This window comes from Isoptericola sp. NPDC056134 (genome assembly GCF_042264825.1).
GTDB classification, from domain to species: domain Bacteria; phylum Actinomycetota; class Actinomycetes; order Actinomycetales; family Cellulomonadaceae; genus Isoptericola; species Isoptericola nanjingensis.
This window is the reverse complement of the sequence record NZ_JBHJVM010000026.1, coordinates 1-26,634: the sequence shown is the minus strand read 5'-3', so window position 1 is coordinate 26,634 and position 26,634 is coordinate 1. Positions and strand designations below refer to the sequence as shown.

22 protein-coding genes and 1 tRNA gene are annotated in these 26,634 nt (G+C 71.4%); 11 read left to right on the top strand and 12 right to left on the bottom strand.

Annotation, left to right across the window (positions count from 1 at the left end; translation table 11 throughout):
* Window position 1 precedes the first annotated feature (1 nt).
* On the bottom strand, window positions 2–4,846 hold the full coding sequence (locus ACFCZN_RS18505) for a DEAD/DEAH box helicase (RefSeq protein ID WP_430557730.1): 4,845 nt from the start codon (window positions 4,844–4,846) through the stop codon (window positions 2–4).
* Window positions 4,847–4,997: 151 nt separating this feature from the next.
* On the opposite strand from ACFCZN_RS18505, the gene ACFCZN_RS18500 reads away from it, so the two are divergent.
* A complete protein-coding gene (locus ACFCZN_RS18500) occupies window positions 4,998–5,168 on the top strand; it encodes a hypothetical protein (protein ID WP_430557707.1) in 171 nt (56 codons plus the stop codon).
* A 96-nt stretch (window positions 5,169–5,264) separates the two neighbouring features.
* On the opposite strand, the gene ACFCZN_RS18495 is transcribed toward ACFCZN_RS18500, so the two are convergent.
* The 7 genes from ACFCZN_RS18495 to ACFCZN_RS18465 all read right to left on the bottom strand — a co-directional run bounded on the left by ACFCZN_RS18495 (window position 5,265) and on the right by ACFCZN_RS18465 (window position 9,497).
* The gene (locus tag ACFCZN_RS18495) at window positions 5,265–5,690 is read right to left on the bottom strand and encodes a hypothetical protein (protein ID WP_430557706.1); all 426 of its coding nucleotides are present in this window, start codon (window positions 5,688–5,690) and stop codon (window positions 5,265–5,267) included.
* Window positions 5,691–5,829: 139 nt separating this feature from the next.
* On the bottom strand, window positions 5,830–6,033 hold the full coding sequence (locus tag ACFCZN_RS18490) for a hypothetical protein (RefSeq protein WP_430557705.1): 204 nt from the start codon (window positions 6,031–6,033) through the stop codon (window positions 5,830–5,832).
* 61 nt (window positions 6,034–6,094) lie between these two features.
* Window positions 6,095–6,832, bottom strand: coding sequence for a hypothetical protein (locus ACFCZN_RS18485; RefSeq protein ID WP_430557704.1), 738 nt, complete (start codon window positions 6,830–6,832; stop codon window positions 6,095–6,097).
* A 368-nt stretch (window positions 6,833–7,200) separates the two neighbouring features.
* Window positions 7,201–7,470, bottom strand: coding sequence for a helix-turn-helix domain-containing protein (locus tag ACFCZN_RS18480; RefSeq protein WP_430557703.1), 270 nt, complete (start codon window positions 7,468–7,470; stop codon window positions 7,201–7,203).
* Window positions 7,471–7,640: 170 nt separating this feature from the next.
* A complete protein-coding gene (locus ACFCZN_RS18475) occupies window positions 7,641–9,008 on the bottom strand; it encodes a histone-like nucleoid-structuring protein Lsr2 (protein WP_430557702.1) in 1,368 nt (455 codons plus the stop codon).
* A 109-nt stretch (window positions 9,009–9,117) separates the two neighbouring features.
* Window positions 9,118–9,191: transfer RNA gene (locus ACFCZN_RS18470), tRNA-Gly, on the bottom strand.
* Window positions 9,192–9,293: 102 nt separating this feature from the next.
* Window positions 9,294–9,497 carry a cold-shock protein gene (locus ACFCZN_RS18465; protein ID WP_429765752.1) on the bottom strand — a complete coding sequence of 68 codons (204 nt, stop codon included), beginning with the start codon at window positions 9,495–9,497 and terminating at the stop codon, window positions 9,294–9,296.
* Between the two features lie 572 nt (window positions 9,498–10,069).
* On the opposite strand from ACFCZN_RS18465, the gene dcd reads away from it, so the two are divergent.
* The 9 genes from dcd (at window position 10,070) to ACFCZN_RS18420 (ending at window position 19,481) form a co-directional block, all read left to right on the top strand.
* A complete protein-coding gene (gene dcd, locus ACFCZN_RS18460) occupies window positions 10,070–10,645 on the top strand; it encodes a dCTP deaminase (RefSeq protein ID WP_429765754.1) in 576 nt (191 codons plus the stop codon).
* Between the two features lie 125 nt (window positions 10,646–10,770).
* On the top strand, window positions 10,771–11,889 hold the full coding sequence (locus tag ACFCZN_RS18455) for a hypothetical protein (protein ID WP_429765756.1): 1,119 nt from the start codon (window positions 10,771–10,773) through the stop codon (window positions 11,887–11,889).
* A gap of 116 nt (window positions 11,890–12,005) precedes the next feature.
* Complete coding sequence (locus tag ACFCZN_RS18450; RefSeq protein ID WP_429765758.1) at window positions 12,006–14,924, top strand: Na+/H+ antiporter subunit A; 2,919 nt, start codon at window positions 12,006–12,008, stop codon at window positions 14,922–14,924.
* Window positions 14,921–15,454 carry a Na(+)/H(+) antiporter subunit C gene (locus ACFCZN_RS18445; protein ID WP_430557701.1) on the top strand — a complete coding sequence of 178 codons (534 nt, stop codon included), beginning with the start codon at window positions 14,921–14,923 and terminating at the stop codon, window positions 15,452–15,454. Before ACFCZN_RS18450 ends, ACFCZN_RS18445 begins: the two co-directional genes overlap by 4 nt.
* On the top strand, window positions 15,454–17,070 hold the full coding sequence (locus tag ACFCZN_RS18440) for a Na+/H+ antiporter subunit D (protein ID WP_430557700.1): 1,617 nt from the start codon (window positions 15,454–15,456) through the stop codon (window positions 17,068–17,070). Before ACFCZN_RS18445 ends, ACFCZN_RS18440 begins: the two co-directional genes overlap by 1 nt.
* The gene (locus ACFCZN_RS18435) at window positions 17,067–17,645 is read left to right on the top strand and encodes a Na+/H+ antiporter subunit E (protein ID WP_430557699.1); all 579 of its coding nucleotides are present in this window, start codon (window positions 17,067–17,069) and stop codon (window positions 17,643–17,645) included. The genes ACFCZN_RS18440 and ACFCZN_RS18435 overlap by 4 nt, the downstream gene beginning before the upstream one ends.
* Window positions 17,642–18,052: a monovalent cation/H+ antiporter complex subunit F gene (locus tag ACFCZN_RS18430; protein WP_429765765.1), complete on the top strand. Its 411-nt coding sequence runs from the start codon at window positions 17,642–17,644 to the stop codon at window positions 18,050–18,052. The genes ACFCZN_RS18435 and ACFCZN_RS18430 overlap by 4 nt, the downstream gene beginning before the upstream one ends.
* Entirely contained in the window at window positions 18,049–18,405 is a 357-nt protein-coding gene (gene mnhG / locus ACFCZN_RS18425) for a monovalent cation/H(+) antiporter subunit G (protein WP_429765766.1), read from the top strand. The genes ACFCZN_RS18430 and mnhG overlap by 4 nt, the downstream gene beginning before the upstream one ends.
* Before the next feature lie 23 nt (window positions 18,406–18,428).
* A complete protein-coding gene (locus ACFCZN_RS18420; protein ID WP_429765767.1) occupies window positions 18,429–19,481 on the top strand; it encodes a cation diffusion facilitator family transporter in 1,053 nt (350 codons plus the stop codon).
* Between the two features lie 20 nt (window positions 19,482–19,501).
* Here the strand turns inward: ACFCZN_RS18420 and ACFCZN_RS18415 are convergent, their stop codons facing one another.
* The 4 genes from ACFCZN_RS18415 to ACFCZN_RS18400 all read right to left on the bottom strand — a co-directional run bounded on the left by ACFCZN_RS18415 (window position 19,502) and on the right by ACFCZN_RS18400 (window position 23,808).
* Window positions 19,502–20,020: a methylated-DNA--[protein]-cysteine S-methyltransferase gene (locus ACFCZN_RS18415; RefSeq protein WP_429765768.1), complete on the bottom strand. Its 519-nt coding sequence runs from the start codon at window positions 20,018–20,020 to the stop codon at window positions 19,502–19,504.
* A gap of 65 nt (window positions 20,021–20,085) precedes the next feature.
* Window positions 20,086–21,678: an AlkA N-terminal domain-containing protein gene (locus tag ACFCZN_RS18410; protein WP_430557698.1), complete on the bottom strand. Its 1,593-nt coding sequence runs from the start codon at window positions 21,676–21,678 to the stop codon at window positions 20,086–20,088.
* Window positions 21,679–21,740: 62 nt separating this feature from the next.
* Entirely contained in the window at window positions 21,741–22,745 is a 1,005-nt protein-coding gene (locus ACFCZN_RS18405; protein WP_430557697.1) for an alpha/beta hydrolase, read from the bottom strand.
* Entirely contained in the window at window positions 22,738–23,808 is a 1,071-nt protein-coding gene (locus ACFCZN_RS18400; protein WP_430557696.1) for an LppM family (lipo)protein, read from the bottom strand. Before ACFCZN_RS18400 ends, ACFCZN_RS18405 begins: the two co-directional genes overlap by 8 nt.
* A 147-nt stretch (window positions 23,809–23,955) precedes the next feature.
* Here ACFCZN_RS18400 and clpB point away from each other — a divergent pair, with 147 nt between their 5' ends.
* Window positions 23,956–26,562, top strand: a complete 2,607-nt coding sequence (clpB, locus tag ACFCZN_RS18395; RefSeq protein WP_429765776.1) for an ATP-dependent chaperone ClpB — start codon at window positions 23,956–23,958, stop codon at window positions 26,560–26,562.
* Window positions 26,563–26,634 lie beyond the last annotated feature (72 nt).

Genomic DNA, 26,634 nt, shown 5'->3' with positions numbered 1-26,634 from the left:
GTCAGTCCTTCTCGACGATACGCAGGGCAGGGAGGGAATCGACGATCCGGACGGTCTCGACAGAGACGGTGGTGACCTTGGCGATCAAGTCGAGGATGTAGCGAGGGTTGCCGACCTCCCGAGCCCAGTCGTTGGGGTCGTTGACGATGCCGGATGCCTTTTCGGTACGCACCTGGTAGCGGTCGATCAGCCAGTCGATCGCTGAACGGGAACCGAGCATGTACCGCTGCGCCACCTCGGGGATACCCGAGACAGTGATGGCGGGCGAGTAGACGATGCTCGTGTGGTCCTTGTCTCGGCCGCTGCCGGCGTAGGTCATCTTGCGAACTCGGTAGGCGTCGAACGCCGCTTCATCGCTGATACCTTCAGGCTCGCCTGTGACCGACAATGGAAACGGGGCGGCGTCCTCGTAGTTGATGTGGAGGTCGAGCAGCTGCTGGCCTGCATCTCGGAACGTGGTGAAGTCCTCCGCCTCGATACGAGGGATGCGCGGAAGGGATCGCTTTAGGTCTGCGGCGAACTGCTCGCGGTAGTCGGGCGAGTGGAGGAGCCCGTAGACGAACGCAAAAATGCCGTCCTTGCTCACGCCGGATCCGTACCAGTGTCGGTACTCGGCCAGCGTTGCGTCGGCGATGTTGTCGACCCGTCGGTAGCCGTCGACGACGTCGCCGTCCAGGTCGAGCACGCCGTCCTCGACCTGGTCGTAGGTGTAGCGGGCGAAGAACTGACCACCTGAGCCCGCACCGGTGACATGCAGGTTCGGGAGGCTATCCAGGGCTAGCACCGAGAAGGGGACCGCGGACCCAGCGCCGACCTGATAGATGCCGTAATTCTTGTGGGCCGAGGTAGGGAACATGGACGGCAGTTGACCACGCCGCTCGTTGAGCATCTCGTCGAAGTACACGCGCTGTTTCGAAAACGGTCTGTAGATGCCCTGGACGAAGCCCCCCACTCCAACTTGCGCGCGAAGCCCCCGAGCGAGTTTGGCGGTCAATCCAGCCGACCAACTTACCTTCGCCGGATCGGAGGCTACAAAGTCAACAACGTGATCCTTGGGTGTAGTGATCCTGTTGGTTGCCACATAGGCGGCGAAGCGATCGACCTCGCGGTTATAGAAGTCGACCGTTCGAACGACTGTCTCTCTCAAAGTCTGAGCGGAGTAGTTGTACACCCAGGCATCGCGACTGGTTGAAAGGCCAAGAGAGTAGGCATCGAAAATCGACGGTCGGCCACGATCGCCCAGGGGTTGGTAGGTGTCGAACGCGTCGGAACGCTGCTGGGTCCAGTCCCCAGCATTGTTGGGCACGATCTCGGTCCAGTCGATGGCTTCGACCTGATCGGTTGCCACGATTGCCAACTTCTGGTCCCGCGTGAGGTAGTCCCCGATGTCGTGGTAGTGGACCGTTGTGCGAGTGGTCGGCGTGCCAGGGTCCTTGACCAGGAACGTCACGGCGACAGTGTTCCGCGAGCCGGAGCCAAAAATCTTGCCGCCCTCCTTCTTTGACAGCTCGCCCGAGGTGCGTTGGTTGCCGCGGAGATTGTAAATGTACACGTCCGTGCACTCGGCGGTTAGCGTCTTGCGTAGTCCGTCCGCGTTGTTTGCCTCAATAAATCCGCCGTTGGTGACGAACCCGACCACGCCTGCATCCCCAATGCGTGTGAGTGCCCAGCGGATTGCCCGAACGTACGAGTCGTACAGATTGCGTTTCAGGCCGGCGCTCGATCGTGCGGCGAACGTCGACTCGATCGCCTTGTCGAGGCTTGGGTACTTGAGATTGGCGTTGTTGTCGTTGCCCGACGTCTGGCCGACCGAGTACGGAGGGTTGCCCACGATGACGCGGATGTCGAGCTTGCGCTGTGCCTCGACGCGGGAGTTGTTGGTGGTGAACACAGCTTGGTCGTCAAGGTCGTCGTCCTCGGTCATCTGGAAGGTGTCGGTAAGGACGATGCCGTCGAACCGCTCGTATGGGACCTGCGTGCCGTCGTCTGAGTCCAGGCCGGCCTGCTCCGTGCGTGCCTGGTGGTAGGTGGTCTCGATGTTGATGGCCGCGATGTAGTACGCCAGCAGCATGAGCTCGTTGGCGTGTAGTTCGGAGGCGTACTTGCGGGCGAGGTCGTGCGGCGTGATGAGCCCTGACGCGATGAGCCGAGTCATAAACGTGCCCGTCCCGGTGAACGGGTCGAGCACGTGCACTCCCTCGTCGGTGAGTCCCTTGCCGAAGTGCTGCCGTGAGAGGTGGTCGACGCCGCGGAGGATGAAGTCCACGACCTCGACCGGGGTGTAGACGATGCCGAGCGACTCGGCGGCCTTGGGGAAGGCGAGCTTGAAGAATCGCTCGTACAGGTCGGCGATGATGCGCTGCTTGCCCTCGGCGTTGTCGATGTTGGTCGCACGGCGCCGGACCGAGTCGTAGAAGCTCTCTAGGCTCTCGGTCTCGGAGTCGAGATGCGCGCCCTCCAGGGTGCGGAGCATGGTGTCCATGACGCGCGAGACGGGATTGTTCGCCGCGAACTCGTAGCCCTTGAAGAGCGCGTCGAACACCGGCTTGGTGATCATGTGCTGACTGAGCATCTGCACGGCGTCGTCGCGGCTGATGCCCGGGTTGAGGTTGTGTCGCAGCGCGGTGTGGAACGCCTCGAACTCGGCTGACGCGTGCCCCGAGTCGAGGATGGTCAGCAGGCGGGTGCGGTGTCGTTCGGCGATCTGAGCGACGTCCTTCGCCCAGTCCTCCCAGTACTTGCGTGAGCCGACCTTGCGCACGATCTTCGCGTACAGCGCGTCGCGGTACTCGCCGAGGGCTTCGAAGTTGAGCGTGGGCTGCACAGCCCGGCCGCCTTCGGAACCGCTGCCGGCGTCGTCGCCGCCGCCCCCGACTCCGATGATCTGGATGCGCTCGTCGCGGCCCTTGTTGAGGGCGATCTTGTTGACCATCGACTCGAACCGCTCATCGTGGGCTCGCAGCGCGCGGAGCACCTCCCACACGACCCGGTACCGTTCATTGTCTGCGAGCGCCGCTTCCGGAGTGGTCCCGGCGGGGATGCCGATGGGCAGGATGATGTAGCCGTACTTCTTGCCGGGGGCGCGGCGCATGACGCGGCCTACAGACTGGACGACGTCGACCTCGGACTTACGTGGGTTGAGGAACATGACCGCGTCGAGGGCGGGGACGTCGACGCCCTCGGACAGGCATCGGGCGTTGGACAGGATGCGGCATTCGCCGGGCTCGGGTTCGGCCTTGAGCCAGTCGAGGCGTTCGCTGCGGCGGAGCATGTTCATGGAGCCGTCGACGTGGCGCACATGTGCAGATAGCGGCTCGGTGTCGTCGTCTTCGCCGATGCCTGACAGCCTTGCGTAGTCCCCGGTGATGGAGGCGAAGACGTCGGCAAACGCTTGGGATGACCTGATGTCGCGGGCGAACGCGACGGCGCGCTTCATCGGTTCCGGGTCGCCGAGGAACTCCTGATCGGTGTTTCCGCGCTTGGCCAGGCCGTTCCAGCAACCGACGATGCGCGCGGCATCGTCGAGGTTGAGCTCGCCGTGGTCGGAGAAGTCGCCCTGGAAGGTGCGTGAGACGGTCCCCTCGTCGACGGCGAGCACCAGGACGCGGTAGTCGGAGAGTAAGTCGAGCTCGACGGCCTTGCCGAAGCCGAGGCGGTGGAACTCGGGCCCAAAGAGGGACTCGTCGTCCATCGACGCCAGGACGACCTGGTCGTCCGTCGCACGGGACTTGGCCGACTCCCCGTAGATGCGCGGCGTCGCGGTCATGTAGAGGCGCTTGGACGCGCGCAGGTAGGCGTCGTCGTGCACTCGGACGAACGCAGATTCCTCGGCACCGGCGAGCGTGGCACCGGTGGTGCGGTGGGCCTCGTCGCAGATCACCAGGTCGAAGTCGCCGAGCCCTTGCTGCTGCGCACGGTGGACGACATCGATCGACTGGTAGGTCGAAAACACGACCGTGATCCGGCCCTGGGAGCGGGTGCCGTCCTGTGCGGCCACCGCGAGGCGTGCAGGGTCGGTCGTCGCTGGGATCGGCAGGTCGACCACTGAGACGTCTTCACCCGGTCGTGCGCCTCCTCGGCCGACCTTGCCGTCCGAGCAGACGGCGAACGTCCGCAGCGACTCGGCGGCCTCGACGGACCACTCCGTGAGCGTCTGGGAGAGCAGCGCGATCGACGGCACGAGGAACAGCACGCTCCCGCCGTGCGGGACCAGGTCCTCGACGACCTTCAGGGACGTGAAGGTCTTCCCCGTGCCGCACGCCATGATGAGCTTGCCGCGGTCGGACGACGAGAAGCCGTCACGGACGGCCTTGAGCGCCTCGACCTGGTGGGGGCGGAGCTGCTTGCGTTCCTTCTGCTCCAGCAACTCCGGGGTCTCGAAGGAGAACTGGTCCCAGTCGATCGAGGACTCGATGAAGTGCTCGAGGCCGATGCGGGAGACCGGCTTGGACTGCTGGTGGATCGCCGCCTCGGCGTTCGGGCCCCATTCCAGCGCCGTCGACACCACGATGCGCCGTGCGAACGGATCCTTGCCCGACTCGCTGAGGAACGAGTCGATGTGCTGCTTCGTGAGCTTGGTCGCCGGGTCGTAGAACTTGCACTGGATCGCAACGAAGTCGCCGGAGTCGCGCTCCTGTGCGACGAGGTCGATGCCGGAATCGTGCCGCCCCCCGTTGCCCGGCCACTCGGGCCAGAGCCAGACGTCGGCGAAGCGTTCAGCCCAGACGATGTCTGCCTGGAGGAACGCCTTCGTCAGCCGCTCGAACTTCGCTCCCTTGTCCGCCTCCGAGGTCGCGGAGAAGTACAGCTTGTCCAGCAGGTCTTCGACGGTGCTCACGGGCGTCATCATGCCGCAGGGGTGCCAGGCACGGCTCATCGTGCGCTGCCCTCGGGCGCGCGCACGCGTAGGGACGCGCACAAAGCGCACCGTAATGACCGTGCGGGCCGTCCGTCCGCGACCTACGCTCATTCGGGACGACAAGCCGGAGGAGGGCGAGATGGAGACGACCGTGGGGTGCGACTGCGTCGTTGCCTCCGAGGAGGACGGCTGGCGTGAGACCCGCGGGCCGATCTGCGAAGCCCGGGACCGCGCCGAGTGGCGTGAGTTCGCTGAGCAGTTGGACGCGAATCTCGACGCGGTTGTCGCCGACATTCGCCGTGGCCGCTAGCCTCGCCCGGCCGACTGTCGCCGCGGTGCGTGACGTGACGAGTGCGCCCGACCCAGGATGGCTCGGAGTGACGCGTCCTACTCCGGGGTGGAGCGGTTAGCGGGCAGCGTCGACCGCCTCTGCCAGAGTGAGTCCGCCAGGCCCAGGCTCGAGTTCGGCCCACGCATGAGCAATGCGGTCACGCACGGCTTCCCCAAGCCCCTTCCCCTCGCAGTACGAGGTGATGGACACGTAGGTGTGCTTCCACAGCGGCTGCTTTTCGGCAAGGTCGAACGGGGCGTTCTGGTGCTCGGCTACCTGATCCATCTGCTCGGGGCTTAGGGGCAGTTTCCGCGCCTCTGCCAGCAGCTCGCGCGGGATCGTGTAGTTGAAGAGCACCGAGCCCACGACTTGCTCGTCAGGGTCCAGCAGGAGCGTGCGGACGACGTCGGCCGGCAGGCTCTCTTCGTCGGCAGCCCGAAGGCGGTCCTCGAGATTGCTCGACGCCGCCCAGGCGCGCAGAGTGCTCTCTCGGTCGCTCATGCACTGATCCTAGGGACTGCCGAGGGAGCGACGTGTCGTCCTTCGAACCGCCGGCGGCTCATGCGCGGTCAGTCGGGGAGGGGGGGGCGCCGCACCGATCGCAGTTGCGGCATCCCAAAAGGCAGTCTGGCGCCGCGGCTCACCAGGCGTCCGGCTCGTCATTCAGGTTCTCGTCACGGTTGGCGATCATGTCGGCACGCATCTGGTCGAGCCAGCGTTCCTGCTCGAGCAGGCGTAGGCCGCGCCGCAGAACGTGCGCTTCGGTCTCGCCCTCATGGGCGAGCTCGTCGAGGATGCGGCGGTCTTTGACGGTGAGGCGGAACCTCACGATGGGGGTCGGCACCATTCGAGGATAGGACTCGAAGCCGCGTCCCATGACGGTCGCCTCCGATGGAGCAGGGCCGTCAGCTCGCCAGTTCGTAGTGGTCTGAGGACACGGAGGTCCGCCCTGTAAGGAACCGGCCGGAGCGGAGACTCAGGTGTCCGGATGGGATGGAGGCGCGCTGGTTGAAGTCGTCTGCCGACAGTGGGTACTCGGCAGCGAGCGCCTTGGCCTTGCGCGCTGTGCCCCGAGAAGCCGCCGCCTCAGGGAAGAGTGTTCGGGACACGAGCAGGGCGAGTTCCTGCCATCCGAGTTCTTCGCGAGCCCGGGCGAGGTGGGTTGCGTCTGAACCGATGGAGCCCCCAAAGCCGCATCGTTCCCAGAACTTCGATGCGGTTTGCCAGACCCGCGCCGGCTCCACCATGTCGAGTGAACTGAGGCCGGTCTCGTCGAGAACCTCGCCCCGGAGCTCGAATTCGAGCCTGACGACCCCCGCCTCCACGTCGGCAAGTTCGAGGTTCCGGTCACGGTTCTTCGACCTCGCCGCGTCCTGATACATCCCTCCGCGGTGGTACAGGCGGGCCGACCAACGAGTGTTCTTGCGATATACCGTCTGGGCGCCGATGAGGTCGGGGTCTCGGTAGAGAAGGGTGGTCATCGGTCGTTGCGAACGGAGGGTGCTGATGGCGTCGAGGATCAGGGCCGGCGAGGGCACCCCGATGAAGTCACTTGCGACGTCGAGCCGCCGCAGCCGAACGTCAGGCATCGCTTGCGGGAACGCGACGTGCTCATCAAGCAACCTGACGAGTTCATCGACCACCGATCGCAGCTCATCGCACGTGGCCGGGCGCCGGTTGTCCCCGCGTAACCATCGCGGCACCGACAAGCTCGCCAGTACCCCCGGGACACCGCCCCGTCTGACGGCTCGAACGAGAAGTCCGTTCGCAAGGACGGTTTCGCTCGTAGTCGGAGTGGGCGCGCTGAGCTCACCCGTCATGCGGTCGAGGAATTGACGCTGCCGTTGGACTGGGAACGACGTGAAAACGTCCGCCGTGGTCCTGACGAAGACGTCGACGGTGTCGATGCCGAACCGACCCAGGTGGTCAAAGTTTGACCCCGTTTCGGGGCTGTCAGTGAAGGTGGGTCCGCGTCCGGGCCATGCGCAGGGCCCGGACGCGTCGACGCTCGTCACTGGAAGTGGCGCATCGGGTTGGTGACCGTCTTGCGCGCGATCACCGCGTTGCCCTGGCTCTTCGTGAGGTACACGCGCCGACCGAGCCGCACGGGTTCGATCTCGCCCTGACGGATCAGCTTCCGCGTGAACGGTTCACCGATCCCCCAGTAGTCGCACCAGTCCGGCACACTCATCAAGCGATCAGGGTTGTCGCACTCGCAGTGCGACCTGCAGTGGTCGTCGTCGACGATCGAGCCAACGGAGGGGAGGACGGGAGCGGCCACGATGGCCTCCTTCTTGCACGTCTGCACCAGGTCACGGCGGACCTGGGGACGCTCGCAGAATCGCGAACGGCGTGGGGTGGCGCCATTCACCTCCAGGCATCTCGAACAGTCTTGATGAGCTTCGGTGCGAAGCTGAGCGCCACCGTACACAACGGTGTGCGACCCTTTGGCTACGCGGCGCGAAGCCTTCCCGCGGTGTTCTCAGGGGCGGGCACCGACGTCTCCACCATCTCGCTGAGCCGCTCGGCAAGGGCCGTCTGGGCGTCCTTCACGACGTGCTGGTAGTGCATCGCGGACTTGGGGGAGGCGTGGCCTGCGATTGCCATGAGTTCGGCCAGGGACGCGCCCGTCCTGGCCCACAGCACCATCGCGGAATGCCGGAGATCATGCCACGTCAGGTCGTCCCGGTTGATCGTCGCGCGAGCGCGTCGGAACATCTGCGAGCGCGAGCCCGACCCGAGTGGCGTCGCGTTCGCGGTGCCGAACACCAGGCTGGCCTTGTCGGTCGGCGTGAACGTCGCCATGTGAGCGCGCAATGCCGCCGCTGCGGCCTGGGGGAGGGCGACGGTACGGCGGCTCCTGACAGACTTCGTCGGCCCGAACCAGTTTGGGCCGCAGTCCCGAGCGAGCGTCTGTTCCACCCGCAGTGTCCCGGCATCGAGATCCACGTGCTTGCGCTGCAGGGCGAAGAGCTCGCCGGCGCGCAGGCCGGTCAGCATCGTCACCACCACCGCAGCGCGGTAGCGATCAGGCATCGCGGCCGCGAGGTCGCGAGCCTCCTCGAACGAGACCGTCTCGCGCTCTCGCCGGTTCCGAGTGTCCCTCTGTCCGGCCCCAGGGATCGTGCAGGGCGTCGAGTGGATCAGCCCTTCCTTGACAGCCTGGTTGAAGCCGGCGTGCAGGAGGCGGTACGCCTGCGCAGGTTCTGTCTTTCCTGCGTTGGCGTCGACATCGTGCGGGAGCGTGGATCCAGCCGCGGCATGCTCCTGCCACGCCTTGCGGACTTCGGCAGGAATCCGCCCTGTCTCCGCGACGACCAGCCCGGCCGAGCGGGCCCATGAGCGGATGGCCCGGTTGATTGCCGCCGGGCTGCTCGCGGCCCGGTGTGCGCGGTCACGGGCTCGGCGTTCAGATTCCTTCGTCACGGCCGAGTGCCACTCACGAACAATCGCCTGGTTGATCGAGCGGAGCGGGAGATCCGCGAGCGCCGTGTGCATTCGACCGTGCGGTTGGGCGATCCAGGTCTTCAGCAGGCGATCGTTCAGTGAGGCCGTCGTGACGGCGATGTCGGTCCGGGTCTCGAGCCAGTGGGAAAGGAACGCGCCGAGCGGAATATCGCCGTGCTCGGGGCTGCGCCACACACCGTCCTGGACGGACACGGTCTCCCGGGCGATCGCGCGCTCTGCTTCCGCCTTGGTGGCAAACGTCTTGAGGGCGCGCATCCTGCCGTCCGGGCCGGTGTGCCGCGCCTGCCATCTTCCGGATGGGAGCTGGCGAACAGTCCCGATCGATCGGCGACGCTGCTTGCGTGCTGCCATGGTCTCTCCCGAAGTCGTAGTGGCACGTAGTGGCACGCGCCGACCTGGGAAGAGACTTGCAGACGGTATGCGACCCCTTCGCAGAGGCCGCTGACCTGCGGAAATGCTATGGAGCGGGTGACGGGAATCGAACCCGCGCTGTCAGCTTGGGAAGCTGAAGTTCTACCATTGAACTACACCCGCGCAGCAGCACCCTGACGGTGTGCGCGCCCCGATCATACCCAACCGGGGGTGATGCTCCGAACCGGTGGCCGGCACGCCGCGGACGGCGTGCCGGCGGCGGTGTCAGAGCGGGCGGATGTTCGACGCCTGCATGCCCTTGGGGCCCTGCGTGACGTCGAACTCGACCTGCTGGCCCTCGTTGAGGGAGCGGAAGCCGTCCGCGACGATGGCGCTGTAGTGCGCGAACACGTCGGCGGTGCCGTCGGAGGGGGCGATGAAGCCGAAGCCCTTCTCCTCGTTGAACCACTTCACAGTTCCGGTGGTCATGGTGTCTTCTCTCGTTGATGCGACGGACCCGCGAACCGGGGTCCGGTCGTCGCACCCGGGCGGGTGCGGACGGTGTGGGCGCGGGCTCGGCGAGCACGCGGGACGCCGTGGCGGGACGGGGCGCGCAGCCCCGTCGCCTCGGCGAGGGTGGGGACGACGGCGACGGGCCGCGAGAAGCGGTCGTGCACGTGATAGCCGTCCGGGAGTCGGGTGATCATGCCCCCGTACTCGCCGTCGACCGTCGCGACCCACAGGTCGTCGTCGGCCCGGCGCCACACGGGGGTAGGTCGGGTGCTGCCCTCCGCCGCGGATGCGGACGTGGGCCTTGCGATGGTGGAAGAAGTGATGCTCTCTGCTCTGCTCTCGTTCCGCGCGACCCGGTGTTCGTCGGGCGGAGATCGTCGTGGACGGCGGTTCGCCGTCGGCGCGCGGACCTGGCTTCGATGCGAGGTACCGAAGAGTGCCGGGGTCGGATCCCGCGGCGTGCGCGGCCTCCATGGTACACGAGGCGCGGCCGGGCTCCGGCGCCGGACGACGGGGCACCCGCCCGCCGACGCGACTACCGTGTCCCCGTGCTGCTCTCCGACCGCGACATCCGGGCCGAGCTCGACGCCGGGCGGGTCGTCCTCGACCCCTACGACCCGACGATGCTCCAGCCCTCCAGCATCGACGTCCGCCTCGACCGGTACTTCCGGCTGTTCGACAACCACAAGTACCCGTTCATCGACCCGTCGCAGGAGCAGCCCGAGCTCACGCGCCTCGTCGAGGTGTCGCCGGACGAGCCGTTCGTGCTGCACCCCGGCGAGTTCGTGCTGGGGTCCACGTTCGAGTCGGTGACGCTGCCGGACGACGTCGCGGCGCGGCTCGAGGGCAAGTCGTCGCTCGGCCGGCTGGGACTGCTCACGCACAGCACGGCCGGGTTCATCGACCCCGGTTTCTCGGGGCACGTCACGCTCGAGCTGAGCAACGTCGCGACGCTGCCGATCACGCTGTGGCCGGGCATGAAGATCGGCCAGATGTGCTTCTTCCGCCTGTCGTCGCCGGCGGAGCACCCGTACGGCTCGGACGCGTACGGCTCGCGGTACCAGGGGCAGCGCGGTCCGACGGCGAGCCGGTCGTGGCAGTCGTTCCACCGGAGCGAGGTCTGAGCGCCGCGCGCGGACACGGCACCGGGGCGCCTGACGGGCCGTTCCGCGACGGGGCGGGACGTCGCTACGCTCGGTCCCGCCGCGCCGGCACCGGCGCGCCCCGGTCCCGGAAGGAGATCCGCCAAGTGGCCCAGAACCAGCCCGCACTGCCGCCGCTGCCCCAGGTGGCGGCGCAGGGTCATCAGGCGCGTCACCTGCTGGGGGTGCCGTCGGACGTCGTCGTCGACGAGATCGAGGTCCTCGCGATGTCGCGGTTCGTCGGCACACGCTGGGACGTGGTCCCGGCGGACCTGCCCGGCGCGGACGTCCCCGTGGGCCGCATGGCGAACCCGGGGGAGCCCGGGGTGCTGCGGCTGTCGCGGCACAGCGTCGTCTCCGGCCCGTACGCGCCGTCGGGCAAGGGTGTGGACGCGGGCCTGCCGGGCGGGACCGCGTTGGTGTTCGACGTCGTGTGCCCGCGCGAGCGCTGGGACGACGCGGCCCGCTTCGGCGGCGACCGCGACGGCCTCGGGCGGGCGTTCCCCGCGGCGCTGCCGAACCGCGAGGAGGAGCGGGTCGTCTCCTGGCTGCTCCAGGCGGCGCGCCGGCTGGGCGGCTCGGTGCGGCTCGACGTCGCGGGCGCGTGGGACGACGCGGACGGCGGCCGGCGCGCGGCCGGCCCGGGCGTCGTGCTGACCCCCGACCCCGACCGGGCGGTGGACCTCACGGTGTACTCCGACATCTGGCTGGACCCGCAGGCCGCGCACCGCGTGCTGCAGGCCACGCACCCGCGGGTGCGGCTCGCGACGGAGGGCCGGCCGTACCAGGGCCCGCCCGCGGGGATCGCGGACCGGCCCCTGTACCCGGGCGAGCCGCTCGACCCCGAGGTGCGCAAGGCGATCCACGAGCGCGCCGACGACGTCGACATCGAGGCCCTGCAGGCGCCGATGGTGCTCGACGCGTACGGCCTGACGACCGACCTCGGCCTCGACGGCTCCGTCACCGTCGAGGTGATCGGCGACGAGACGCTGCCCCTGCTGGTGCGCGAGCTGCCGTGGGCCGCCGCGGGCGCCGTCTGCTACCACGTGCGCTGGGACCCGCCGGACCTGTACGAGGCGAACCAGGAGTTCCCGCAGGCGGCGCACGTCGTCGCCCGCCGGCGTGCCGCCGACCTCGTCGGGAAGATGGCGGTGGCGATCCACGCCGCCGTGGGCGGCGAGATCGCGGACGAGGCCGATTTCCTGCTGGCCCCCGAGGACCTGTAGGGCCGGCGTCGAGCGCGACCCAGGTCACACCGGCGTGTCATCTCGTCAGCGTCGGACCATCGCTCGATGCCGGTAAAGTAAAGCCGACGCCCCGCCCCTCGACCGGACGGAGTGCTGTGCTCTCAGTGCTGCTCTTCACCTTCCTGCTGGCCCTCGCGGCGCCGGCTCTGGTGGCGTGGGTGGGCAGGAGAGCCTTCTGGGTGCTGGCCCTCGGGCCTGCGTCGGCCGCCGCGTACGCGCTGGCGATGACCCCCCGGGTGACGGCGGGAGACTTCCCGACCACCGAGGTGCCCTGGGTGCCCGGCCTGCACCTGTCGATCACGCTGCAGCTCGACACGCTCGCGTGGTTCATGCTGCTCGTGGTGGGCGGCGTGGGTGCCCTGGTGCTGCTCTACTGCTCCGCCTACTTCGCCCGCGACGCCCTCGGCCTCGGCCGGTTCGCCGCCGTGCTCACGGCCTTCGCCGCCGCCATGGTCGGCCTCGTCGTCGCCGACGACCTGCTGCTCCTGTTCGTGTTCTGGGAGCTCACCACCGTCTTCTCCTACCTGCTGATCGGCCACTACGCCGACCGCAAGGCGTCCCGCCGCGCGGCCATGCAGGCGATCGTGGTGACGACGGCGGGCGGCCTGGCCATGCTGGTGGGGCTCATCATCCTCGGCGTCGTGGGCGACACCTGGCGCGTCTCGGAGCTGGTCGCGGACCCGCCGTCGGGCACCGCGGTCACGTGGGCGGCGGTCTGTCTGCTCGCGGGCGCCGCGACGAAGTCCGCCCTCATCCCGTTCCATTTCTGGCTCCCCGCGGCGATGGCAGCCCCGACGCCGGTGTCCGCGTACCTGCACGCGGCGGCCATGGTCAAGGCGGGTGTCTACCTCGTGGCGCGCTTCGCCCCGGCGTTCGCCGACCTGCCCGTCTGGCGCTGGCTGGTGCTGGTCCTGGGCGGCGGCACCCTGCTGCTGGGCGGCTACCAGGCGCTGCGGCAGCACGACCTCAAGCTCGTGCTCGCGTTCGGCACGGTCTCCCAGCTCGGCCTGATCGTGCTGCTCCTGGGGCTCGGGAGCAAGGCGCTGGCGCTCGCCGGCCTCGCGATGCTCGGGGCGCACGCCATGTTCAAGGCGGCGTTGTTCCTCGTCGTCGGCGCGGTCGACGTCGCCACCGGCACCCGCGACCTGCGCAAGCTGTCCGGGCTGTGGCGCACGATGCCGTTCACCACCGTCGCGGGCGTGCTCGCGACCGCCTCCATGATCGGCTTCCCGCCGTTCGCCGGGTACGTCGCCAAGGAAGCCGCGCTCGAGGGGCTCTGGCACGACGTCACCCACGGCGCCGGGGCGGTCGAGTGGATCGCGCTCCTCGCGGTGGCCGTCGGCTCGGCGCTGACCGTGGCGTACGGCCTGCGGTTCGCGTGGGGCGCGTTCGGGACCAAGCGGCGCCCGGGCGCCGCCGCGGCCGCCGCCGTGGGCGACACCCCGACGACGCGCGACGCCGCGGCGGAGCCCGCGCCCGCGACGCCGGTGCGCCGCCAGCCGTGGCTGCTCGTCACGCCGCCGCTCGTGCTCGCGGTCCTCGGCCTGGCGGTCGCGCTCGCCCCCGCGACGGGGGAGCGGCTGCTGGCCCCGTACGCGGACCGCTACCCGGGCGGCGAGCCGGGCCACCTCGTGCTGTGGGGCGGCTTCACCCCGGTCCTCGCCATCACCGTGCTGGTGCTGCTCGCCGGCTTCGTCCTCTTCTGGCAGCGCGCCCGCGTGGAGAAGGCCCAGGACTTCCTGTGGTCCCCGCGCTCCGCCGAGGTCACCTACCGGCGCACGATGCGCCGCCTGGACGACCTGGCGGCCGACGTCACCGCCGCCACCCAGCGCGGTTCGCTGCCCGTCTACCTCGGCGTGATCCTCGTGGTCCTCGCCGTCGCGCCCGGCATGGTCCTCGCGTCGGGGATGGTCGGCGGCCACCCGCAGGTGGAGCTCGTGCTGTGGGACCGCCCCGCCGACGCCGCGGTCGTCGCCGTCGTCGTCGTCTCCTGCGTGCTCGCCGCCCGCGCCCGCCGACGTCTCAAGGCCGTCCTCCTGGTGGGCGTCGCCGGGTACGCCAACGCGACCCTGTTCATGCTGCACGGCGCCCCCGACCTCGCCCTCACCCAGGTGCTGTGCGAGACGATCACGCTGGTCGTCATGGTGCTGGTGCTGCGCCGCATGCCCCCGTACTTCACCGACCGGCCGCTCGCCGCCAGCCGCTGGCTGCGGCTCGCGCTGGCCGTCGTGACCGGCGCCGTCATGATGGCGTTCACCGTCGCCGCGCCGCTGGTGCGCGTCGCCGAGCCGATCAGCACGCACTTCCCCGACGAGGCCTACACGTGGGGCGGCGGCAAGAACATCGTCAACGTGACCCTGGTCGACATCCGCGCCTGGGACACCGTCGGCGAGATCTCCGTGCTGCTCGTCGCGGCGACCGGAGTCGCGTCGCTCATCTTCCTGCGGCAGCGCAGCGGCGAGGTGCTGCGGCTGTCCCGCGTGGACGAGGTCAGCCGGTCCGACCCGCACACGCGCCGCGTGTGGCTCGCCGCGGGCAGCACGCTGGAGCCCGAGCGCCGGTCCGTGCTGTTCGAGGTCGTCACCCGCGTGATCTTCCACGCCATGATCGTCTTCGCGCTGTTCCTGCTGTTCAGCGGGCACAACGCGCCCGGCGGCGGCTTCGCGGCGGGGCTCGTGGTGGGCATCGCGTTCGCCGTGCGGTACCTCGCGGGCGGGCGGTACGAGCTGGGCGAGGCCGCGCCGGTCAACCCCGGCGTGCTGCTCGGCACCGGCCTGTTCCTCTCCGCCGGCGTGGGCCTCGCGACGCTCGTCGCCGGGCAGGAGGTGCTGCAGAGCACGATCGTCGACCTGCACTTCCCGGTGCTCGGCGAGGTGCACCTCGTGACCTCGCTGTTCTTCGACATCGGCGTGATGCTCGTCGTCGTCGGCCTGGTGCTCGACCTGCTGCGCACGCTCGGCGCCGAGATCGACCGCCAGGACCCGCGGCCCGCCCGCGAGGAGGTGTCCGCGTGATCGTCCTCGAGAACACGCCGCCGGCGATCCTCGTGCTGGCCATCGGCGTCCTGTTCGCCACCGGCGTCTACCTGCTGCTGGAGCGCCCGCTCACCCGGGTGCTGCTCGGCTTCGTCCTCATCGGCAACGGCGTCAACCTCATGCTGCTGGTCATGGGCGGGCGCTCCGGCGCGTCGCCGATCATCGGCAACGCGCCGGACGGCGTGCGCATGAGCGACCCGCTCGCGCAGGCGATGGTGCTCACCTCGATCGTCATCACGCTCGCGCTCACCGCGTTCGTGCTGGCCATGGCCTACCGGTCGTGGCAGCTGCACGGCCACGACGAGGTCGCGGACGACGTCGAGGACCGGCGCGTCGCCCGGCACGCGGCGCTCAACGCCCCCGCGTTCGAGGACGCGGACGACACCGAGCCGGACCGGACGCTCGACGAGGAGGCCGCCGACGTGTACGACGACGTCGACGACAGCGACGACGGGCCCGCCGACGGTCACGCCGACCGTCACGCCGACCGTCACAAGGAGCGCCCGTGATGCCCTGGGACTCCGCCACGCTGGTGCCGCTGCCCGTCATGGTGCCGCTCTTCGCGGCCGGACTGACGCTCGCCCTGCACCGGTACGCCCGCGTGCAGCGCATCATCAGCGTCACCGCGCTCGCCGCCGCCCTTGCGGCGTCCGTCGGCCTGCTGGTCGCCGCGGACGGCGGGCCGATCGTCGTCGAGGTCGGCAGCTGGGCCGTCCCCGTCGGCATCGACCTCGTGGCCGACCGCATCTCCGCGGTGATGCTCACCGTCTCGTTCGTGATGCTGCTCTGCGTGCTCCTGTACTCCCTGGGCCAGGGCGTGCCCGAGGGGGAGGACGACCCGGGCACGACGCGCGGCGACATGATCCCCGTCGCGATCTTCCACCCGACGTTCCTCATCCTGGCCGCCGGCGTCGCGAACGCGTTCCTCACCGGCGACCTGTTCAACCTCTACGTCGGGTTCGAGATCCTGCTCGCGTCGTCCGCGGTGCTGCTCACCCTGGGTGGCACGGCCGAGCGCATCCGCGCCGGGTCGGTGTACATCATCGTCACGCTGGTCTCGTCGACGCTGTTCCTCAGCGCCATCGCGCTCATCTACGGCGCCACGGGCACCGTGAACATGGCGCAGCTCGCGGAGCGGCTGCCGGAGATCGACCCGACCGTGCGCACGGCGCTGCAGCTCCTGCTGCTGCTCGCGTTCGGCATCAAGGCCGCCATCTTCCCGCTGTCCGCCTGGCTGCCGGACTCGTACCCGACGGCGCCCGCGCCGGTCACCGCCGTGTTCGCGGGCCTGCTCACCAAGGTGGGCGTGTACTCCATCCTGCGCACGCAGACGCTGCTGTTCCCGGACAACCCCACCGTGGACCAGGTGCTCATGGTCCTGGCGCTGCTCACCATGGTCATCGGGATCCTGGGTGCCGTGGCGCAGAACGACGTGAAACGTCTGCTGTCGTTCACGCTGGTCAGCCACATCGGCTACATGATCTTCGGCATCGCGCTCGCCACCGAGGCGGGCACGGCCGCGGCCATCTACTACGTGGTGCACCACATCTCCGTCCAGACGGCCCTGTTCCTCGTGGTGGGCCTCGTGGAGTGGCGGGGCGGGTCGACGTCGCTCGACCGGCTCGGCGGCCTCGCCAAGCTCGCCCCGGGGCTCGCGGTGCTGTTCTTCGTGCCCGCGCTCAACCTGGCGGGCATCCCGCCGCTGTCCGGGTTCCTCGGCAAGGTCGGGCTGCTCACGGAGGGCGCGACCGTGGGGACCGGGCTGGCGTGGGTGCTCGTCGTCGGGTCGGTCGTGACGTCGCTGCTCACCCTCTACGCGGTGGTCAAGGCGTGGAACAAGGCGTTCTGGCAGGCGCCGTCGGAGGAGATCGAGTCCGACGTCCCGCTGCCGCGCGGCATGGTGCTGCCCACCGGCGCGCTCGTCGCGTTCGGCCTGCTGCTCACGGTCGCCGCCGGCCCGCTCTACGGGTACGCCGAGCGCGCCGCCACCGCGTCGATGGACGGCCACACCTACGTGGACGCCGTCTTCCCCGACGGGGCGGACCGCGGCCGGGGCGAGTCCGTCGTCGTGGGCGACGACGGCGACGAGGCGCAGGGATCGGCACAGGGGGGTGGGCACGGATGAGCCCGCAGTCGCGCCGACCCGTCTATCTGCTGCGGCGGCTGGGCTCGCAGTGGCACGCGCTCCTGCTGCTCACCGTCGTGTGGGTGCTGCTGTGGGGCGACCTGTCATGGGCCAACGTCATCGCCGGCGCCGTCATCGCCGGAGCGGTGGTCACGATGTTCCCGCTGCCGGCCATCGACATGCGCGGCACGGTGCGGCCGTGGCGGACCGTGGTCCTCGCGGCGAGGTTCGTCTCCGACCTGTTCGTCGCGTCGTTCGAGGTGGCGTGGAAGGCGGTCCGGCCGGGCCCGACGCCGCACGGCGCCATCGTCGCCGTCCGCCTGCGCAACCCCGAGGACGCGTACCTCACCATCACGGCCGTGATGTCGTCGCTGGTGCCGGGGTCGCTGGTCGTCGAGGCGCGCCGCAGCACCGGCGTCGTCTACCTGCATGTGCTCGACATCGACGCGTCCGGCGGCGCGGAGGCCGTGCGCCGCGACACGCTGGCGCTCGAGGAGCGGGTGCTGCGGGCCTTCGCCAGCGACGCCGTGCTGTCCCGGTGCGGCCTGGCGCCCGGGCGAGGGGAGGACGCATGATGCTCGCCGCCGTGATCGCGGCCGCCGTGCTCGTGGCCGTCGCCGCGCTGCTCGCGCTCGTGCGTGTGGAGCGAGGCCCGTCGATGCTCGACCGGGCGGTCGCGCTGGACACGCTCACCGTCACCCTGGTGTGCGCCATCGCGATCGAGGCCATCTGGTCGCGGCGCACGGAGACCATCCCGATCCTCGTCGCGCTGTCGATGGTGGGCTTCGTGGGCTCGGTGACGATGGCCCGGTTCGCCGCGAAGGAGCCGGAGGGCGAGGGCCGCGTGCGCACGCGTGAGGAGGTCGCCGCCCAGGCGCGCGCCGCCGACGTGCCGCGCGGGGAACAACGGCACGAGCAGCGCGACGGGGCGCGCGTCGATGCCGAGGACGACGCCGAGAGCGCGGAGGGTGGCCAGCGATGACCCACGTCGACCCGGGGGTGTGGACGACGGTCGCCGACACCGTCGCCGCGGTCTGCCTGCTCGCCGGCGCGTTCCTGACGCTCGGCGCCGGGCTGGGCCTCGTGCGCTTCCCGTCCCTGCTGGCCCGCATGCACACCGTCACGAAGCCGCAGGTGCTGGGCCTCATCCTCCTGCTCACGGCGCTCGCGCTCCGGGTGCGCAGCTGGTCGGCCGTCGCGATGCTCGTGCTGGTCGTCGCGTTCCAGCTCGTCACGTCGCCCGTCGCCGCGCACATGGTGGGCCGCGCGGGGTTCCGCACGGGCAAGGTCGACCCCGACGACCTGCGCCCCAACGAGTTCGGCGAGCCCGACTGACCCGCGGCTGATAGACCGGGCGCATGGCACCAGCCGAGCCCGACCCCGCCGCCGCGCCCGACCCGTTCGCCGCTCTCGCGCACCCCGCGGAGACCGATCCCGCCGCCGCGCCGCCGGAGCCCCTCGCCAGCCCGCGCGTCGTGCAGGACGCGCACTCCGGCGGCGAGAGCACCCTCACGGTCGTCGTGGCGTTCGCCGCGAACGCGTTCGTGGCCGTCGCGAAGTCGGTGGCGGCGGTCGTCACCGGGTCGGCGTCGATGCTGGCGGAGGCCGTGCACTCCTGGGCGGACACCGGGAACGAGGTGTTCCTCTTCGTCGCCGACCGCCGCTCGCGCCGCCCCGCCGACCGCGAGCACCCGCTCGGCTTCGGCCGCGAGGCCTACGTGTGGTCGATGTTCGCCGCCATCGGGCTGTTCGCCGTCGGCGCCGGCGTGTCCATCACGCACGGCATCCAGGAGCTGGTGCACCCCGAGCCCGCGAGCGACTTCGGCGTCGCGTACGCCGTGCTCGGCATCGCGTTCGTGCTCGAGGGGATCTCGTTCCTGCAGGCCAGCCGGCAGGCGCGGGCCGAGGCGAAGAAGGCCGAGCACGACGTCCTGCACCACGTGCTCGTCACCTCCGACCCCACGCTGCGCGCCGTCTATGCGGAGGACGCCGCCGCGCTCGTCGGCCTCGTCGTCGCGTTCGGGGGCGTGCTCGCGCACCAGCTCACCGGGTCGCCCGTGCCCGACGCCGTCGGCTCGATCGTCGTCGGCGTCGTGCTGGCCGTCGTCTCCCTGGTGCTCGTGGACCGCAACCGCCGCTTCCTCGTCGGCGAGGCGGCCCGGCCCGAGACCCGGTCCGCCGTGCTCGCGCACCTCGTCACGATGCCGCAGGTGGAGCGGGTCACCTACCTGCGGCTCGAGTACGTGGGGCCGCGGTCGCTGTACCTGGTGGCGAGCGTCGACCTCAGCGGCAACGAGCCGGAGGAGACCGTCGCGCGGCGCCTGGACGACCTCGAGCGGGCGGCGACGCGGGTGCCGGTCATCGCCGGCGCGGTGTTCACCGTGTCCACGCCGGAGGAGCCGTCGCTCTGACGTCGTCGCGGGTCGCGGGCTCAGCCGGCGTGGCGGGCCTCGTGGGCGAGCAGGCTGCGCTTGACGTCGAGGCCGTAGCGGAAGCCGCCGAGGCTGCCGTCGGTCCGCAGCACCCGGTGGCACGGGACGAACAGGGCGGCGGCGTTCATCGCGCACGCGCCGGCCGCCGCGCGGACGGCCGCAGGGCGGCCGGACAGCTCCGCGTAGCGGGTGTACGTCACGGGGTCCCCGGCGTCGACGGTGCGCAGCACGTCCCACGCGTGCGCGCGGTACGGGCCGGAGACCTGGCGGACGGGGACGGCGTCGATCGCGCGCACGTCCCCCGCGTAGTAGGCGCGGACCGCGGCGACGGCAGAGGCGACCGCGGGGTCGTCGTCGGGCACGGGCGTCGTGGCCGTGGGCCGGACGTCGGGGTGGACGAGACCGACGAGGGCGTCGGCGTCCGTCGTCCAGCCGGACGCGAGGACCGTGCCGTCCGGGTCGACGACGACGGTGAACGGACCGTCGGGCGTGCTGAGGGTGGTGGTGCGGGCGGACATGGTTCCTCCGGGAGGTCGGGTGCCGAGCCTGCGCTCGAGCTCGGGGTGCGGGCTGAGAACGTGCGTCACTGCCTGGTCGGCGGGAGGGCGGCGCGCCACAGGTGCAGGGCGGCGTACGAGCGCCACGGCGCCCAACGCCCGGCGCGGGCGGCGAGCGCGCGCGACCGGGCCGCGCGCGGGGCGTCGTCGGGCAGGCCCAGGTCGACGCCGGCCGCGGCCGCGCCCGCGAGGAGCGCGACGTCGCCGTCGAGCCAGGAGTCCGGGTCGCGCAGCACGCGCATCGCCACGTAGGCGGCCGTCCACGGTCCGATCCCGCGGCGCGCGACGAACGCGGTGCGCAGCGCGTCGCCGTCGTCGCCCACCCCGACGGCGAGGGTGCCGTCGTCGAGGGCGCCGGCGGTGTCGACGACCGTCGCGACGGACCGCGCGGGCAGGCGCAGGTGGTCCGCCGCCGCGGTCGCGACCTGGGCCGCCGTCGGGAACAGGCGCGTGAGCCCGGGGACCGCGGAGGCGTACGGGGTGCCCGCGCCGGCGGCGAGCCGGCCGAGGTGCGTGCGCGCGGCGGCCACGCTGATCTGCTGCCCGACGATGGCGCGCACCACGATCTCGTGCGGGTCCACCGTGCCGGGCAGGCGCAGGCCGGGCCTGCGGGCGACGAGCGGCGCCAGGGCCGGGTCGTCGGCGAGGGCCGTGTCGACGGCGGCCGGGTCGGCGTCCAGGTCGAGCAGCCGGCGCAGGCGGGCCACCGCCACCGAGACGTCGGCGGCTGACGCGAGCTCCAGGCGCACGGCGACCCGGCCGGGCCCCACGCCCGGCCCGGCCAGGACCTCCGCCGCGCCGGGTCCGTGGGGGAGCAGCAGCGTGCGGGCGTACCGCACGTCGTCGCCGTCGAGGTCCGCGACCTCCACGCCGTCGACGGCGCGCGCCGCGAGGAACGCGACGACGCCGCGGGCGTCGAACGGCTCGCGCACCGGCAGCTCCAGGTCGAGGCGGACGCGCGCGACGTCGCCCCGATCCGCCGCGGGACCGGGTCCCCCGGCGAGGGAGATCCCGTGCCGGAAGGCCGGGGGGCGGCGGCGCGCGCGGGCGCGCAGCTCGCTCGGCGCGACGGCGAAGACCTCGGTCATCGTGTCGTTGAACTGCCGGATGGAGCCGAACCCGGCCGCGAAGGCGACGTCCGCGAGCGGCAGGTCGGTGCCGACGACGAGACTCCTCGCGGTCTGGGCCCGCTGCGCGCGGGCCAGGGCGAGCGGGCCGGCGCCGAGCTCGGCGGTGAGCAGGCGGTGCACGTGCCGGGCGCTGTACCCGAGGTGGGCCGCGAGCCCGTCCGTGCCCTCGCGGTCCACGACGCCGTCGGCGATGAGGCGCATCGCCCGTCCGGCGAGGTCGCGCCGCAGGTCCCAGGCCGGGGTGCCGGGCGCGGCCTCGGGCAGGCACCGCTTGCAGGCGCGGTAGCCGGCCTCGTGCGCGGCCGCCGAGGTGAGGTAGAAGGTGACGTTCTCCGGCTTCGGCGTGCGCGCCGGGCAGGACGGGCGGCAGTAGATGCCCGTGGAGCTGACCGCCGTGAAGAACTGCCCGTCGAACCGGGTGTCCCGCGCGGCGATGGCGCGGTACCGCTCCTCGAACTCCCGCGCGTCGGGGTGGGCCGTCGTCGTCATGCCCCCATCCTCACGCGGTCCACCGACGGTGGGCTAGCGGGAATCGGACACGACCGTGGGCGCTAGGGGAGCGCCTCGATCCAGTCCAGCACGGTGGTGAGGTACGTGTCGCGGGCCGGCTGCGGCGAGAGGGCGAGGTCGTGCGCGCCGCCGGCGACCGTCCGCACGGTGACGTCGCTGCCCAGGCGGGGCGCCCGGTCGCGGATGTGCGCGACGTCCAGCACGGAGTCCGTGGTGACCAGCTCGTCGTGCCACGACCGGGCCGGGCCGGACCGGTCGGACGCGAGCACGAGGACCGGGATCGTGAGGTCCAGCCCGCGGGCCACCCGGTGCTGCGCACGGCGCACGGAGCGCAGCCACCCGGCGCGGGCGGGGAAGCCGGCGTGCGGCTTCCAGGCCAGGTCGTAGTCCCACTCCCCGCCGGTCTCGTGGTGCAGCGCGGCGCCGTAGTGCTCGCCGACGGAGCCGACGGCCAGCCGTGGCGCGACGCGCCCGACGACGTCGATCGCCCAGGTCGCCGGGCCGCGCATCAGCCAGCTCTCGTTGAGCTCCAGCCACGGGCTGTTGAGCACGAGCGCGTCCGCGCGGCAGGGGCGGGCGTTCGCCCACAGGGGCGCGACCAGGCCGCCCGTGGAGTGCCCGAGCACCACCAGCCGCTCGTGTCCCGCAGCGCGCACGACGGCGGCCGCGGCGTCGAGGTCCTGGGCGTACAGCGCCAGGTCGTCCACGAGGTTGGGGTCGCGCCCGGCGGCGACGTGCGCGGCCAGCGCCCGCCCGTGGCCGCGCAGGTCGACGGCGTAGAACGCGTGCCCGCGGGCGGCGACAGCGCGCGCGACGTGCGGGTGGAAGAAGTAGTCGACGAACCCGTGCACGGACAGCACCGCCGTGCGCGCGACGCCCTGAGGGCCCGGCGCGCCGTCGTCGTCCGGCGTGGACGGCACGTGCCGCACCAGCACGGCCTCCGCGCCGCCGGGCAGCGGCAGCGTGCGCGCCCGGAACTCCGGGCCGAGGACGTCCTCGCGCCACGCCCCGGGCTCGGGGCGTGGCGCGGTCGGCGCGTCAGGCACCCTGCGCGGGACCGGACGGGCGGTCCTCGTCGCCGGGGCGGTCGCCGGTCGTGCCCGTGACGTCGGGCTCGACGTCGGGCTCGGGCGCGGTGGCGTCGCCGACGGGCTCCTGCCGGACGGTGTCCTCCTCGCCCGGGCGGCCGGGCTCCAGCGGCTCCGCGACGGGTCCGGTCGTGGGGCCGGCGGGCGTGGCGGCCTCGGGCGCGGCCTCCGGCTCAAGCGGTTCGGCGACCGGGCCGGTGCCCGGTGCGGCGGCCGGAGCCGCGGGCGCGCCGAAGACCTGCTCCTCCGGCGTCGGACCGGCGGCGGGGACGGCCCCGGGGGCGGCCTGCGCGGCGAGGGCGGTGTCGCCCGCCGCGGTGCCCGTGACCGGGGCGGGGCGGCGGTTGTTCCGCACGACGAACCACACGACGAGGCCGATGACGACCAGCCCGACGACGAGCCCGACGATCCACCACGGGAAGCTGCTGCCCGCGGTGGCTGCGCCGACGGCGTGGATCTCGGCGTTCTCGCCGACCTTCGGCGTCCAGGTGACGGTGTTGCCGTCGATGGCGCCGGTGGCGTCGCTGACCGGGCCGGGGAAGGTGATGGCGAGGCTGACGTCGAAGGCGTCCTGGACGTTCTGCGGCAGAGACTTCAGCTGGTCGGCACCCTCGGAGAGGTTCATGGTGCCGTCGACGACGTAGTTGTCGCCGTCGCGGGTGATGGTGAGGTCCTCGCCGCCCTCGCCCGAGATCTGGCTGATCGGGGCGTCGGTGAAGGTGTACCGGGTGCCGGTGTACTCGTCGTCGGAGTACGGCTCCTGGGACGTGCCCTCGGGCAGGTTCTGGGACAGCTCTCCGCCCGCCTGCTTCCACAGCTCGCCCGGCTCCATCCCCATGGTCTCGGCGAGGCTGTTGGAGACGGCCATGACGATCGAGCCGGAGACGGTGTCGTCCTCGGACAGCGTCATGTCCATGTCGACCTTCATGCACCCGGCGAGGGCGAGGAGGCCGACGGCGGCCAGGACCGCCGCGATCGCGGTGCGGAGGCGGCGCACGGGGCCGCGGGCTGGAGTGGTCACCGGCCCAGCATCCCGCAGCGGCGGTCCACGAGCCACCCGGCGCCCCGGGCGGCTTGCGATCAAACTTGAGCGGAATAGACTCAACTTTGGCGGCGTTCCCCCGACAGACGTTTCTCCCGTGTCATCGCACGTCATCCCGGAGGTCCCATGGACATCAAGCTCACGACCATGTCGCAGCAGGCGCTCGGCGACGCCGTCCAGTCGGCGTCGGCCGCGGGCAACCCCCAGCTCGAGCCCGTGCACCTGCTGCAGGCGCTGCTCCAGCAGTCGGGCGGCGTCGCCGTCGGCCTGCTCGACGCCGTCGGCGCGAACACCCAGCAGATCGGCCAGCGCGCCCGCGCGGCCCTCGTCGCCCTGCCGCAGGCGAGCGGGTCCGCCGTCGCGCAGCCCGCGCCGTCGCGCGCGACGAGCGCCGTGCTGGAGAACGCAGCCAAGGAGGCCGAGGCGCTCGGCGACGAGTACGTCTCGACGGAGCACCTGCTCGTCGCGCTCGCCGCCGGGCAGTCCGCCGCCGCCCAGGCGCTGACCGAGGCGGGCGCGACCGCCGACGCCCTGCGCGCCGCGCTGCCCGCCGTCCGCGGCTCGTCCCGCGTCACCAGCCCCAACCCCGAGGGCACGTACAAGGCGCTGGAGCAGTACGGCAGCGACCTCACGCAGCGCGCCCGCGACGGCCAGCTCGACCCGGTCATCGGCCGCGACTCCGAGATCCGCCGCGTCGTGCAGGTGCTCAGCCGCCGTACCAAGAACAACCCCGTGCTCATCGGCGAGCCCGGCGTCGGCAAGACCGCCGTCGTCGAGGGCCTGGCCCAGCGCATCGTCGCGGGCGACGTCCCGACGTCCCTGCAGGGCAAGCGCCTCGTCGCGCTCGACCTGGCGGGCATGGTCGCGGGCGCCAAGTACCGCGGCGAGTTCGAGGAGCGGCTCAAGGCCGTGCTCGAGGAGATCACCGCGTCCGACGGCGAGGTCGTCACCTTCATCGACGAGCTGCACACCGTCGTCGGCGCGGGCGCCGGCGGCGAGGGCGCCATGGACGCGGGCAACATGCTCAAGCCGATGCTCGCCCGCGGCGAGCTGCGCCTGGTCGGCGCCACGACCCTCGACGAGTACCGCGAGCACATCGAGAAGGACCCGGCCCTCGAGCGCCGGTTCCAGCAGGTGTTCGTCGGCGAGCCGTCCGTGGAGGACACGGTCGCGATCCTGCGCGGGCTCAAGGAGCGGTACGAGGCGCACCACAAGGTGACGATCGCCGACTCCGCGCTCGTGGCCGCCGCCGCGCTGTCCGACCGGTACATCACCGGCCGCCAGCTGCCCGACAAGGCGATCGACCTCGTCGACGAGGCGGCGTCGCGCCTGCGCATGGAGATGGACTCCTCGCCGGTCGAGATCGACGAGCTGCAGCGCGTCGTCACGCGCCTCGAGATGGAGGAGGTCGTGCTCAAGGAGTCCGACGACGCCGCCTCCACCGAGCGCCTCGAGCGGCTGCGGGCCGACCTCGCCGACACGCGCGAGAGGCTGGCCGCGCTCACCGCGCGGTGGGAGTCGGAGAAGGCCGGCCACAACCGCGTCGGCGACCTGCGCGCCCGCATTGACGAGCTGCGCACCGAGTCCGACCGGCTGCAGCGCGAGGGCGACCTCGAGTCCGCCGCGCGCCTGCTGTACGGGGAGATCCCGCAGGTCGAGCGCGAGCTCGCCGACGCCGAGCAGGCCGAGGCGTCGCAGGGGGCCGACGAGGCAGCCGCGCACGAGGCGCCGATGATCGCCGACAAGGTGGGCTCCGACGAGATCGCCGAGGTGGTCTCCGCCTGGACCGGCATCCCCGCCGGGCGCCTGCTGCAGGGCGAGTCGGAGAAGCTCCTGCACATGGAGGACGTCATCGGCGAGCGGCTCATCGGCCAGACGGCCGCGGTGCGCGCGGTGTCCGACGCCGTGCGGCGCTCGCGGGCCGGCGTGGCCGACCCCGACCGGCCGACCGGGTCGTTCCTGTTCCTCGGCCCGACCGGCGTCGGCAAGACCGAGCTGGCCAAGTCGCTCGCGGACTTCCTGTTCGACGACGAGCGCGCCATGGTGCGCATCGACATGTCCGAGTACTCGGAGAAGCACTCCGTGTCGCGGCTGGTCGGCGCGCCCCCCGGGTACGTCGGCTACGAGGAGGGCGGGCAGCTCACCGAGGCCGTGCGGCGGCGCCCGTACTCCGTCGTCCTGCTGGACGAGGTGGAGAAGGCGCACCCCGAGGTCTTCGACATCCTGCTTCAGGTGCTCGACGACGGCCGACTCACCGACGGCCAGGGCCGCACGGTCGACTTCCGCAACGTCATCCTCGTGCTGACGTCGAACCTGGGCTCGCAGTTCCTCGTGGACCCGGCGCTCGACGACGCCGCCCGTCGCGAGGCGGTCATGGCGGCCGTGCGCGCGTCGTTCAAGCCGGAGTTCCTCAACCGGCTCGACGACGTGGTCATCTTCGACGCGCTCAACGTCGAGGAGCTGGGGGAGATCGTCGACCTCCAGGTCGCGGCGTTCGCGAAGCGGCTGGCCGACCGGCGCATCACGGTGGACGTCACGCCCGCCGCGCGCGAGTGGCTGGCGCTGGAGGGCTTCGACCCCGCGTACGGCGCCCGCCCGCTGCGTCGCCTGGTGCAGCGCGAGATCGGCGACCGGCTGGCCAAGGAGCTGCTGTCCGGCGCCGTGTCCGACGGCGGCACCGTCGTCGTCGACCGGGCCCCCGACTCTGCGGGGCTCGTCGTCACGCCGAGATAGAGAGGCGACCCGCCGAGATAGAGAGGGCACGGACCGTAGCCGGCTACGGTCCGTGCCCTCTCTATCTCGGCG